At 67.6% G+C, this 12302-nt stretch carries 9 protein-coding genes; 8 read left to right on the forward strand and 1 reads right to left on the reverse strand.

Annotation, left to right across the window (positions count from 1 at the left end; genetic code table 11):
• The first annotated feature begins 110 nt into the window (after positions 1-110).
• The 7 genes from ACWV8V_RS00260 to ACWV8V_RS00290 all read left to right on the forward strand — a co-directional run bounded on the left by ACWV8V_RS00260 (position 111) and on the right by ACWV8V_RS00290 (position 9195).
• On the forward strand, positions 111-2273 hold the full coding sequence (locus tag ACWV8V_RS00260; RefSeq protein ID WP_455898647.1) for a S46 family peptidase: 2163 nt from the start codon (positions 111-113) through the stop codon (positions 2271-2273).
• Between the two features lie 676 nt (positions 2274-2949).
• The gene (locus ACWV8V_RS00265; RefSeq protein WP_259261135.1) at positions 2950-3594 is read left to right on the forward strand and encodes a histidine phosphatase family protein; all 645 of its coding nucleotides are present in this window, start codon (positions 2950-2952) and stop codon (positions 3592-3594) included.
• A gap of 51 nt (positions 3595-3645) precedes the next feature.
• Positions 3646-4923 (forward strand): bifunctional tetrahydrofolate synthase/dihydrofolate synthase, encoded by a 1278-nt coding sequence (folC, locus tag ACWV8V_RS00270; RefSeq protein WP_455898648.1) that lies wholly within the window; start codon positions 3646-3648, stop codon positions 4921-4923.
• A 98-nt stretch (positions 4924-5021) separates the two neighbouring features.
• The gene (locus ACWV8V_RS00275) at positions 5022-6038 is read left to right on the forward strand and encodes an SPOR domain-containing protein (RefSeq protein WP_259261137.1); all 1017 of its coding nucleotides are present in this window, start codon (positions 5022-5024) and stop codon (positions 6036-6038) included.
• Positions 6039-6096: 58 nt separating this feature from the next.
• Positions 6097-6828 (forward strand): CvpA family protein, encoded by a 732-nt coding sequence (locus ACWV8V_RS00280; protein ID WP_259261138.1) that lies wholly within the window; start codon positions 6097-6099, stop codon positions 6826-6828.
• Positions 6829-6858: 30 nt separating this feature from the next.
• On the forward strand, positions 6859-8325 hold the full coding sequence (gene purF, locus ACWV8V_RS00285; protein WP_019185825.1) for an amidophosphoribosyltransferase: 1467 nt from the start codon (positions 6859-6861) through the stop codon (positions 8323-8325).
• A gap of 9 nt (positions 8326-8334) precedes the next feature.
• Positions 8335-9195 carry a ferritin-like domain-containing protein gene (locus ACWV8V_RS00290; protein WP_346468468.1) on the forward strand — a complete coding sequence of 287 codons (861 nt, stop codon included), beginning with the start codon at positions 8335-8337 and terminating at the stop codon, positions 9193-9195.
• Here ACWV8V_RS00290 and ACWV8V_RS00295 read toward each other — a convergent pair.
• A complete protein-coding gene (locus tag ACWV8V_RS00295; protein ID WP_455898649.1) occupies positions 9168-10646 on the reverse strand; it encodes a phospholipase effector Tle1 domain-containing protein in 1479 nt (492 codons plus the stop codon). The genes ACWV8V_RS00290 and ACWV8V_RS00295 overlap by 28 nt on opposite strands.
• 217 nt (positions 10647-10863) lie before the next feature.
• On the opposite strand from ACWV8V_RS00295, the gene ACWV8V_RS00300 reads away from it, so the two are divergent.
• Positions 10864-12276, forward strand: a complete 1413-nt coding sequence (locus ACWV8V_RS00300; protein WP_259261142.1) for an insecticidal delta-endotoxin Cry8Ea1 family protein — start codon at positions 10864-10866, stop codon at positions 12274-12276.
• Positions 12277-12302: the final 26 nt, after the last annotated feature.

Genomic DNA, 12302 nt, shown 5'->3' on the forward strand with positions numbered 1-12302 from the left:
GCCGGGCCATGCCCGGCGGACGGCGGCATGGCCCGGCCCATGACTTCCGGGGATCGGGCCGGGGCAGGGGCTGGGCTACACTCGGCGGTTCTTTCACCAGGGGCCGCTCAATGCGCTCGAACCTGCTTGCCTTCTCCGTCGTCGCCAGCCTTGGGCTGGTCCAGGTCGCCCATGCCGCTGAAGGCATGTGGGTGCCGCAGCAGCTGCCGGAAATCGCCGGCCCGCTCAAGCAGGCCGGCCTGAAGCTGTCCCCGGAGCAGATCTCCAACCTGACCGGCGACCCGATGGGCGCAGTCGTGGCGCTGGGCGGCTGCACCGCCAGCTTCGTCTCCCCGCAGGGCCTGGTGGTCACCAATCACCACTGCGCCTACGGTGCGATCCAGCTGAACTCGACGGCCGAGAAGAACCTGATCAAGGACGGCTTCAATGCGCCGACCCTGAAGGACGAGTTGAGCGCCGGCCCGAACGCCCGCGTGTTCGTGCTGGACCAGATCACCGACGTCACCGACCAGGCCAAGGCCGCGATCGCCGCCGCCGGCAAGAACCCGCTGGCCCGTACCCGCGCGCTGGACGCCTTCGACAAGGCCCAGACCGCCGCCTGTGAAGCCGATGCCGGCTTCCGCTGCCGCCTGTACAGCTTCTCCGGCGGCAACACCTACCGCCTGTTCCGCAACATGGAAATCAAGGACGTGCGCCTGGTCTACGCGCCTCCGGGCAGCGTCGGCAAGTTCGGCGGCGACATCGACAACTGGATGTGGCCGCGCCACACCGGTGATTTCTCGTTCTACCGCGCCTACGTGGGCAAGGACGGCAAGCCGGCCGCCTTCTCGGCCGACAACGTGCCTTACCAGCCCAAGCACTTCCTGAAGTTCGCCGACCAGCCGCTGGGCGCCGACGACTTCGTGATGGTGGCCGGTTACCCGGGCCGCACCAACCGCTACGCGCTGGCCGGCGAGTTCAATGAAACCGCCAGCTGGACCTACCCGACCATCGCGCGCCACTACAACGCGGTGCTGAAGATGATCGACGAGGCCGGCAAGGCCGATCCGGACATCAAGGTGAAGTACGCCGCCACCGCGGCCAGCATGAACAACGTGGCCAAGAACTACGCCGGCCAGCTGGAAGGCTTCAAGCGCATCGACGCGGCCGGCCAGAAGCAGGCCGAAGAAGCCGCCGTGCTGGCCTGGCTGAAGAAGCGTGGCGCCGCCGGCAAACCGGCCCTGGCCGCGCATGCGCAGCTGATCCAGCACCTGGACACCAGCAAGGCCACGCGTGAGCGCGACCTGTTCGTCAGCCAGTTCAACAGCACCTCGGCCGTGGGCTCGGCGATCACCCTGTACCGCCTCTCGATCGAGCGCAGCAAGGCCGATGCCGAGCGTGAGGTCGGCTATCAGGAGCGCGATCTGCCCTCCATCGAAGGCGGCCTGAAGCAGATGGACCGCCGTTACGTGCCGCGCATGGACCAGCAGCTGCAGACCTACTGGCTGAGCCAGTACGTGGCCCTGCCGGCGGCCCAGCGCACCAACGAGGTGCTCAACCAGTGGCTGGCAGGCAGCGATGCGGCGGCCGTGCAGGGTCTGGTCGGCAAGCTCTCGGCCACCAGGCTGGGCAGCCTGGATGAGCGCCTGACGTGGTTCAAGGCCGACCGCGCCGCCTTCGAAGCCAGCACCGATCCGGCCATCCAGTACGCGGTGGCGGTGATGCCGGCGCTGCTCAAGCAGGAAGAGCAGAAGAAGACCCGCGAAGGCGAGTCGCTGGTGTCGCGCCCGCTGTATCTGCAGGCCGTGGCCGACTACAAGAAGAGCAAGGGCGAGTTCGTCTATCCGGACGCCAACCTGTCGCTGCGCATCACCTTCGGCAACGTCATGGGCTACGGCAAGGACGGCGTGAACTACACCCCGTTCACCACCCTGGAAGGCGTGGCCGCGAAGGAAACCGGCGAAGACCCGTTCGATTCGCCCAAGGCGCTGCTGGAGGCGGTCAAGGCCAAGCGTTACGGCGGCCTGGAAGACAAGCGCATCGGCTCGGTGCCGGTGAACTTCCTGTCCAACCTGGACATCACCGGCGGCAATTCCGGTTCGCCGGTGCTGGATGCCAACGGCAAGCTGGTCGGCCTGGCCTTCGATGGCAACTGGGAGTCGGTCAGCTCGAACTGGGTGTTCGATCCGGTGATGACCCGCATGATCGCGGTCGACAGCCGTTACATGCAGTGGATCATGCAGGAAGTGGCGCCGGCGCCGCAGCTGCTCAAAGAACTGAACCTCAGCAAGTAAACCGACACGTCGGTTTCCAGAACCCCGCAGCGACATCTGCGGGGTTTTTTCATGTGCGAATGACAGTCAAACGCGTGGCGTCTTGCTTTCTCCTGCGGGAGCGCGCCGGGCAGGGCTGGGCGAGACACGCCGTGAACCCATCCATGGGGGCTCGTACGACCGCATCCATGCGGTCGAACGGTCTCGCCCAGCCCTGCCCGGCGCGCTCTGGACAAATGCCGGTGTGCGGACAAAAAGGCGAAGCTGCACTGCACCTGCGCTTTGCGTCCGCGTCAGCGACGAAAACCTTGGTGGCTGAGCCGGGTAGCCCCTGGCAGGACCGTTCGACGGAAGGGAACAAGCAGCCGCGGCATTGGCCCTCGTGTCCGCGTCAGCAACGGAAACCTTGGTGGCTGAGGCCGGGTAGCCCCTGGCAGGACCGTTCGACGGCATGGATGCCGTCGTACGAGCCCCCAGGGATGGGTTCACGGCGTGTCCTGCCAGAGGCTGCCCGGCCTCAGCCAATGCGGGCCAATCAGGCGCCAAGCTCTACGAGCCATCCGTCATCAAGCGAGCAATCAAGAGCAAACAGCCACACAGCTTCACAGCCGCGACCGGGTATCATCCCTGTTCCGCGTGCTTTCACAGGATGTGAACGAAGCGCCGGAACCTCCTCCCCCAAGGACCCCTTGTCCGCATGCGCATCCTGCTTGCCCGTCACGGCGAAACGCCGTGGAATGCCGAAGGCCGCTACCAAGGCCAGATCGATATCCCGTTGTCGCCGATCGGCGAAGCCCAGGCCAAGGCACTGGGGGAACGTCTGAAGTCCGTCGACATCACCCGCGCCGTTGCCTCACCGCTCTCGCGCGCCCAGCTCACCGCCCAGCTCGCCCTCGGTGCCGAGCGTGCCCCGATGCTGCAGACCGAGCCGGACCTGCAGGAAATCGCCCACGGCGAATGGGAAGGCCTGCTGGCCAGCGAAATCCACGACAAGGATCCCTCCCGCCTGCGCGCCTGGCGCGAAGAACCGGACACCGTGCTGATGCCCGGCGGCGAATCGCTGCGCCTGGTGCTCGAGCGCAGCTGGCGTGGCCTGGCCCGTGCCGCTGAAGGCCTGGGCGAGCACGACACCCTGCTGGTGGTCGCCCATGACGCCGTCAACCGCGTGATCCTGTGCCGCATCCTCGGCCTGCCGATCTCGCGCCTGTGGACCTTCCGCCAGGCACCGACCACCCTCAACCTGCTCGAAGGCCCCGACCTCGAGCAGCTGGAAGTGGTCCGCCTCAACGACTGTGCGCACCACACCCCGTTCTTCGGCGAAGCCAAGCACCGCGCGCTGTAACGCACTGCGTCCCATCCTGCCGTCCGCCCCAACGATTCCGATCCAACGACCATGACCACCACCGCCCGCCCGCAGACCCTCTCCGATTGGCTCAGCTACATCGAGCAGCAGCACCCGGCCACCATCGACATGGGGCTGGACCGGGTGCGTACCGTGGCGCAGGCGATGGGGCTGGGCGCGCCGGCCGAGCGCAGCATCGTGGTCGGTGGCACCAACGGCAAAGGCTCCACCGTGGCCTTCATCGAGGCCATCGCACGTGCCGCCGGCTGGAAGGTCGGTGCGTACACCTCGCCGCACCTGCTGCGCTACAACGAGCGCGTGCGCATCGATGGCCAGGACGCCACCGATGACGCTCTGATGGCGGCCTTCAACGCCATTGAGGACGCGCGTGGCGATACCACGCTGACCTACTTCGAGTACGGCACGTTGGCCGCCCTGCAGCTGTTCGCGCAGGCGGGCCTGGATCTGGCCGTGCTTGAAGTCGGCCTTGGCGGGCGTCTGGATGCGGTCAACATCGTCGATGGCGACGTGGCGGTGATCACCACCGTCGATATCGACCACAGCGACTGGCTGGGCGAGGACCGTGAAGCGATCGGGACCGAGAAGGCCGGCATCATCCGAGGCTGGAAGCCGGTGATCCTCGGCGAAATCGATCCGCCCTCGAGTGTGCTCGCGCGTGCCTATCTGGTGGGTGCCAACGCCATCCGTGGCGGCAGCGATTTCTTCGCCGATGCCATCGATGGCAAGCGCTGGCGCTGGCGCGATGTCGGCTTCCGTATCGAACTGCCGCATCCGACGCTGCGCGGGCCCATCCAGCGGGCCAATGCCGCGACGGCGATCGCCGCGCTGCGTGCGCTGGATCGTCCGCTGCCGCGCACCGCCTTCATCGAAGGCGTCGCCGCCGCGCGTATCCGTGGCCGTCTGCAGGCCTTCGATCGTGACGGCGTGGAGGTGCTGGTCGATGTCGGCCACAACCCGCAGGCCGCACGCGAACTGGCCACCGCACTGAAGGCCAGTCGCGTCACCGGCGACACCATCGCGGTGTTTGCCGCTCTGCAGGACAAGGATGCCGCCGGGGTGGTCGAGGCCTTGGCCGATCAGGTCCAGCAGTGGCACCTGGCCGGGCTGGAGGGGGCGCGTGCGCAGAGCGCCGAGGAACTGCGGGCACGCCTGACCGGTACGGCTGCGGCCGGCGCTACGCCGCATGCCACCGTCGCCGACGCCCTGCAGCATGCCGTGACGCAGGCCAAGGCCGGCGATCGCGTGCTGGTGTTCGGCTCCTTCCACACCGCCGCGCAGGCGCTGCAGGCCCTCGATCCCGGCGCCTGAGGGTGCTTTGCAGCGCCGTTCAGCCGCATCAGCCGCCGCACACGCGCGCACCCGTATAATCGCCGTGGCATTCCGCCGCGCCGCCTGCCTGCCTTCACGTGGATACTCCTCTGAAACAGCGACTGATTGGTGCCATCGTCCTGGTGGCGTTGGCCGTGATTTTCCTGCCCATGCTGGTCAAGGGCCCTGCACCTGACAGTGGTGTCGCCAACGTGCCGATCAGTGCACCGGCCGCGCCGTCCGATGGCCAGTTCGAAACCCGCGAGCTGCCGCTGGTCGCACCGACCGGTGGCGCCACCGGCCTGCAGAGCGGGGCATCCACCACGCAGCCGCTGGCCGACGGCGCTGCGGTCGCCGCCGATCCGGCGCCGGCAGACACCTCGCCGGCCGTGGCCGCGGGCAACTACGCCGTCAGCTTCGGTGCCTATGCCACCGAAGCCGATGCCGACCGCGTCATCGCCTCGTTGAAGAGCGCCCAGCTGGCGGGCTTCCGCGAGCCGGCCACGATCAATGGCCGGCAGGCCTGGCGCGTGCGCGTCGGCCCCTACGCCGATCGCGCGCTGGCCGAAGCCGGCCGTCTGCAGGCGGTGAAGGTGCGCAACGACGTCAAGGCCGAGGTCATCACCCTGGATGCTCGCGCCGATACCGCGGTTGCCGCCACGCCGGCTGCGACTGCACCGACCCCGTCGGCCTCCAGCGCTGCCGCCGCGCCGGCGGGCACTACCGTGAAAACCGAATCCCTGCCGGCCGAGCCGGTCGCGGCCGCCAAGCCGGAACCGAAGCCGGCCGCGCCCAAGCCCGAGCCCAAACCGGCCCCGGCGCCCAAGCCCGAGACGGCCGTCGCGGCACCGGCTGCTCCGGCTGCCCCGGCCGCCAGCAGCGTCGGTTTCGCCGTGCAGCTTGGTGCCTTCGGCCAGGCGGCCGAGGCCAACGCGCTGCGCGACAAAGTCCGCGCCGCCGGCTTCAGCGCCTTCGTGGAGCAGGTCCGTACCGACAAGGGCACCCTCAACCGGGTCCGCGTCGGGCCGGTCGCCAACCGCGCCGATGCCGAGAACCTCAAGGCGCAGGTGGCCGCCAAGGTCGGTGTGGCCGGCATGGTCCGCCCGCACCCCTGATGCCTGATCCACGCCGCCCCGCACCCGCTGGACGGCCCGGACCGTTCGGCCTGCCGGCATGATCGACATCGTCCTGCTGGTCCTGATCGGGGCCTCGGTCCTGCTGGGCCTGATGCGCGGCTTTGTCGGCATCGTGGTCAGCACCCTGTCCTGGCTGCTGGCCGGCTGGGCCGCGTTCCTGTTCGGCAATGACGCAGCCCAGTGGTGGGCGGCGCCGCTGGAACCGGGCACCGGCCATTACGTTGCCGGCTACCTGGGGGTGTTCCTGATCGTCATGATCGCCGTCGGCCTGATCGGCATGCTGATCAAGGCGGCCGTGAAGGTCACCTGCCTGACCGGCGCCGACCGCCTGCTGGGCGGCGCATTGGGCCTGGTCCGCGGCGCCTTCCTGGGCTGCGTGCTGCTGATGCTGGCTGCGTTCACGCCGCTGCCGCAGGAGCCGGCCTGGCAGACCTCGCAGGTGCGGCCACTGCTGCAACCCGGCGTGCGCTGGATGCAGGCGCAGCTGCCGGAGATGGCGTTGCCGGAGGTGAATCTGCCGCAACTGCCGACGATGGATTTGGGCAAGCCGCTCGCGACAGGCGATAATGGCGTCCTTGGCGAAGTAGTGGCAGGGCGCGGATGGCCGCGTCCCGTTGACGAGGGGAGGGAGACGGCACCTGCCGACGCTGCGGCGCGCGGGCCGGCTTCCACACTGCCAGTCAATATCGAGCCGGCGCAACCGCGTCCGGACGACACCGCTCCGGCACGGAACGGTACCCCCGGCCAGGCACGGCCACCTTCACTGTAGATGGGCGCAGCCCAGCGGAGAATTCGCACCATGTGTGGCATCGTCGGAATCGTCGGCAACCAGAACGTCGCCGGGCAGTTGTATGACGGCCTGACCGTCCTCCAGCATCGTGGCCAGGACGCGGCCGGCATCGCCACCGCCGACGGCACCCGCCTGCGCGTGCAGAAGGCCAATGGCCTGGTGCGCGATGTGTTCGATGCCAAGCGGATGTCCACGCTGGAAGGCCGCGTCGGCATCGCGCATGTGCGCTATCCCACGGCCGGTTCGGAAGGCATGGACGAGGCGCAGCCGTTCTACGTGAACTCGCCGTACGGCATCGCGCTGGCCCACAACGGCAACCTGATCAATACCGAAGCCCTGCGCCAGCAGGTGTTCGAGCAGGACCGCCGCAACGTCAACACCGACTCGGACAGCGAAGTGCTGTTGAACGTGTTCGCGTTCGAACTGGACGCACAGCGCCAGCTGACCCCGGAAGCGGCGATCCGCGCCGTGGCCGCCGTGCACCGCCGCGTCAAGGGTGGCTATGCGGTGATCAGCGTGGTGCTGGGCCTGGGCCTGGTGGCCTTCCGTGATCCGCACGGCATCCGCCCGCTGGTGCTGGGCAAGCGTGCCCACGCCGAAGGCGACGAATACATCGTGGCCTCCGAATCGGCCGCACTGGACGTGCTCGGCTTCCAGCGTGTGCGTGATGTGCGCCCGGGCGAAGCGCTGGTGATCACCGCGCGGGGTGAGCTGTTCTCCGAAGTCTGCGCCGAGCCGGTCGAGCACAGCCCGTGCATCTTCGAGTACGTGTACTTCGCCCGCCCGGATTCGATGATCGACAACGTCTCGGTGCACAAGGCGCGCATGCGCATGGGCATCAAGCTGGGCGAGAAGATCCTGCGCCTGCGCCCGGATCACGACATCGACACCATCATCCCGATCCCGGATACCTCGCGCGATGCCGCGCTGGAGATTTCCAACACGCTCGGGGTGAAGTACCGCGAAGGCTTCATCAAGAACCGCTACATCGGCCGCACCTTCATCATGCCGGGCCAGGGTGAACGGGTGAAATCGGTGCGCCGCAAGCTCAACCCGATCCACCTGGAGTTCCGCAACCGCGTGGTGCTGCTGGTGGACGACTCGATCGTGCGCGGCACCACCAGCCAGCAGATCGTGCAGATGGCGCGTGACGCCGGTGCCCGCAAGGTCTACCTGGCCAGCGCCGCGCCGCCTGTGCGCTACCCGAACATCTACGGCATCGACATGCCGGCGGCCGAAGAACTGGTCGCGCACAACCGCAGCATTGAAGAAATCGAGAAGCACCTGGGCTGCGACTGGCTGATCTACCAGGACATCGAGGACATGGAAGCGGCGGTGAGCGAAGGCAACCCGGAGCTGAAGTCGTTCGATTCCTCGTGCTTCAACGGCGTCTACCCCACCGGCATCGAGCCGGGGTACTTCGAGCGCATCCAGCAGCTGCGTTCGGACGATGCCAAGCACAAGCGTCGCGCCTGAGGGCAGGGCATGAGTGACGTGTTGGACAGCGCGGCCGGTGATCTGCTGCAGGCCGCGCAGCAGTGCCTGGCCGAGCCGGATCCGTTGCGCAAGGTCGCGTTGACCCAGCACTACGCCGTGCAGTTCCGCGCCGGTCGCCTGAAGGCACCGGCCGATGCGCCGCCACCGGAGCCGATCCGGATGCCGGGCCGCCCGGCCAGGCCCACACTCGTCCACCCGCGCGATCTGCCGCGTCGTGGCCTGGGCAGCGTGGAAGGGCGTGCCGCGTTCGTGCACGCCATCGCGCATATCGAACTCAATGCGATCGACCTGGCCTGGGATGCGGTCTACCGTTTCCGCGGCCTGCCGAGCTCCTTCCATGCCGACTGGGTCAGCGTGGCCGATGACGAATCGCGCCACTTCATGCTGCTGCACGATCGGCTGCAGGCCAACGGCTATGCCTACGGCGATTTCGACGCGCACAACGGCCTGTGGGAAATGTGCGAGAAGACCGCGCACGACGGGCTGGCGCGCATGGCGCTGGTGCCGCGCGTGCTCGAAGCGCGCGGGCTGGATGTCACCCCGGGGATGATCGTGAAGCTGCGTGCTGGTGGCGACCATGCCACCGCCGATGTGCTGGAGATCATCCTGCGCGAAGAGGTGGCGCACGTGGCCGCTGGTTCGCGGTGGTACCGCTGGTACTGCACGCGCGAGAACGTCGAGCCACGCCCGCGGTTCATGGCATTGCTGCGCGAGTACGCCGGCGGCTTCCTCTATGGCCCGTTCAACCTGGAAGCGCGCCTGTTGGCCGGATTCGACGAAGAAGAACTGGCCGAGCTGATCGAACAGACCGAACTGCGCGGTCAGGTGTTGGCCAGCACCACGCGCTGACCGTTTCCGGTTGGCCGGTTCACGTAGAACAGCCCCGGGCCCGGCCGATACGGCAGCTCCTGGGTGCCCGCATCAGCCGCATAGAGCAGGGCGGTATCGCCCAAAGCATCGAAGTTCCAATGTGCCGACTGCATCAGGTAGTGCTGGCGAAGTGTGAGCTCCTGCGCGACCTCCAGCGGTTGGCCGGCCAGCAACCGCGCCGCGATGGGCTGCAGTTCCGCGGGCAGTGCGAGTGCGGGCAATGCGTCCGGTGAGGTCGTCCACGCGACACCTGCTGCCGCGGCACGCTGGTGCAGCAGCCGCAGCGCGATGAACTGGTAACGCGCATCGATCTCGCGGCGCAGGACCACTGCGGCGTACGCACGCAAGGTGAGTTGCGGCAGGACACTGCGGCTGCCGGCGACACGCTGCTGCTGCCACTGGTGCCAGACATCGACCCAGATCGCCTCCTCTCCCAGCCCCAGCGCGCGTTGCCAGCGCCGACACGTGGCCTGCGCGTTGCGGTACACCGTGCTCGTGCGCAGCAGCGCCAGCGGTGGTACCTCTCCTGCCGCCAGCCCGGTGCCACGCAGCAGCTGCCCCTGCGGGCGGCTCAGCAGCTTGGGCCCTTCGATGCGCTGGTCGTAGCCACCGCCGATGTTGGCATGCACGCCGGGCAGGACGATCTCCTCATGCTCGGGTGCCACGCTGGTCAGCGCGAAATGCTCGCGGTGTTCATCGCGTGCGACCAGCTGCACCACCTTGTCGGCGCAGCCCGCCGGTAGCGCCACCACCGGCATCTCATCACGGTGCTGGCGGCTGATCGCCACCACGGTATCGAGCAGCCCCACGAAGCGCACCAGCCGTGCGGCACCCGGGAAACCCGGTGCCAGCGACCAGCCGCACCGCACCAGCTGTTCGGCCAGCCAGGCGGCTGCTCCGGCTGCGTTGAGAAAGGCCACCGCATCGCGCGCGCTGGCCGCGCCGCGCGAGTAACCAAACAGATCCACGTGCACACTGCTCACTGCGCGGCCGGGCTGCGCGCGGGCCAGTTGGCGCAGCGCTTCGGGCAGCAGCTGCTCCAGCGTCCGGCGCCGCTTGGCGCGCACGCCGGTGCGGCCGATCCCGAACGCCAGCCCCATCAGGTCGTCGTCTTCACCCGTGCGCGTACCCACGCCCTCGATGTAGATCGACAGCGCCAGCGTGTCGCCGGTTGCTGGCATCTGCCTATGGTCCGGATACAGGGCCTGCAGCCGCGCGATGTTGGTCAGGCCGTTGCTGTAGCTGCTGGTCAAGCGGCTTTGATACGGCGATGCATCATCGGCCATCACGGCCGGCGGCCGCGGTACGGGCGTCGTAGCGCCCGGTGGGCGCGACGCCCGCTGCAGGTTGTCGGCATTGTTGCGCGTGCCATCGAAAAACAGGCCGATGTGCAGCGTATTGTCGATACGGGTTTGATCCGGTGGGCTCATTTCCAGCGCCTGATTCGAGTCTGCATGCACATCCATCCGTGTCTGACCCTGATCGCAGCGGGCACGCACGCCGGGACGATAATTCAATACGTGGCGATGATCGAGATGTCGTGATCAGCATTTTGTTTTGATCGTGCGGCCGTTATAACGCAAGGTTTACGTCCCTGCCTCGAGCGCTGCCTATTCTGCAGGCCGTTTCCGCTCAACGGTCAAGCCCATGATGCTCCGCCCACCGGTCTTGAACCGGCGTCGTTTCCTCGGCCTGGCCGCGCTGGGAGGCACCGGTCTGGCCCTGCCCACCACCTCTCTGGCACAGCATCTGGAGGCGGCGCCCACCGCAACCTTCGATGGCGACTGGTGGTGGGGAGCCTTTCGCGCACTCACCTTGAAGGCACTGGCAGCCGTGCCTGAGGTCGGCGGCATTCTCTCGTTCTTCGGCGGACTGTTCATTCCCACCCACCTGTTCGACAGTGAGGATGCGCAATGGCGGCAGTACATCGACGCAGTCAACCGGATCGTTGACCAGAAGCTCGACGACGCGATCTATCTCCAGGTGCAGGCATCGCTGGTCGGATTCACCCGCACGACGCGCTTGTTCCTGTCGGCGCTGCAGACCGGCGATGCGCAGCACATCCGCAGCGTCATCGATGCCATGAACGTGTCATTCACCGCCTCCATCCAGGGGTTCATGCTGAAAGGCCACGAGGCCCGCCTGCTGCCCTTGTTCGTGCCGGTGGCGAACCTGCATCTGGGGCTGTTGCGGCAGGCGGTGCAGCAAGGGCATCGTCGCGGCTTTCCTGCCGCCGTGATCCTGGATTATCAGGCGCAGCTGCAGTCCGGCATTGCGGATTACGGTGCCTACTACGATGCCGTCGTCGAGCAGCAGCTGCAGGCGACTGCCAAGGCGCATCCTCACGACGGCGGGCGCCATCGCAATGAGCCGTTGGCGTCGGTCTACACGCTGCGGAGCCAATTGCAGATCAGCCTGGGCGACATGCGCGACTGCTGGGCGTACTTCGACACGGCCCGCTATCCGGATGCCATACAGGTGCGGCTGGATCGTGAGCTTTTCAGCATGTTGATCGGCTCCTATTACGACGACAGGGTGCCTGAGCCGGCAACGGTGACGCTTCCAGTACCACCCACCGGGCCGATCCGCAGCATCACGCTGCAGGGCTACGTTTTCGTGGACGGGCTGACCCTCTCCTACGCTGCCGGGCAGGGGCCCGATCGCGTCGATGCGGTGCATGTCGGCGGGGCTGGCGGGGCATTTTTCAGCATTGACGACATCGTCGAGCGAGGGCACGTCCGTGCGGTGCTGGTGCAGCATGGTTACGCGGTGGATAGGCTGGGCCTGGAATACGGCGACGGCACCCTCAGTGGCACAGTGGGCAATACCGGCAACCAGGATCCCGCCGCGCGCCTGGCGTTCCCGGGCCACCATCTGTCCAGCGTGATCGGTTTCGGTACGGCGGCCGGCTACGGGGGCGTGCTGTCCGGCTGCATGTTTGGCTTCCAGCTCGATGAGCCCAGCGCACCGGTCGCGTTCGACAGGCGGGTGCAGGACCGTCTACAGCGCGTGTGGCCGTCCGGGCTGCAGGCGGCGCTGCGCAGGAGTGCACAAGGCTGAACCAAGAAGCACTCGATCACAGTTCC

It is taken from the genome of Stenotrophomonas sp. Ker107b, from assembly GCF_053847245.1.

Bases quoted from the DNA above. Each gene is read 5' to 3' on its own strand.
- ACWV8V_RS00260 (WP_455898647.1), top strand. From the start codon at position 111: ATGCGCTCGAACCTGCTTGCCTTCTCCGTCGTCGCCAGCCTTGGGCTG.
- ACWV8V_RS00265 (WP_259261135.1), top strand. From the start codon at position 2,950: ATGCGCATCCTGCTTGCCCGTCACGGCGAAACGCCGTGGAATGCCGAA.
- folC (WP_455898648.1), top strand. From the start codon at position 3,646: ATGACCACCACCGCCCGCCCGCAGACCCTCTCCGATTGGCTCAGCTAC.
- ACWV8V_RS00280 (WP_259261138.1), top strand. From the start codon at position 6,097: ATGATCGACATCGTCCTGCTGGTCCTGATCGGGGCCTCGGTCCTGCTG.
- purF (WP_019185825.1), top strand. From the start codon at position 6,859: ATGTGTGGCATCGTCGGAATCGTCGGCAACCAGAACGTCGCCGGGCAG.
- ACWV8V_RS00290 (WP_346468468.1), top strand. From the start codon at position 8,335: ATGAGTGACGTGTTGGACAGCGCGGCCGGTGATCTGCTGCAGGCCGCG.
- ACWV8V_RS00295 (WP_455898649.1), bottom strand. From the start codon at position 10,646: ATGAGCCCACCGGATCAAACCCGTATCGACAATACGCTGCACATCGGC.
- ACWV8V_RS00300 (WP_259261142.1), top strand. From the start codon at position 10,864: ATGATGCTCCGCCCACCGGTCTTGAACCGGCGTCGTTTCCTCGGCCTG.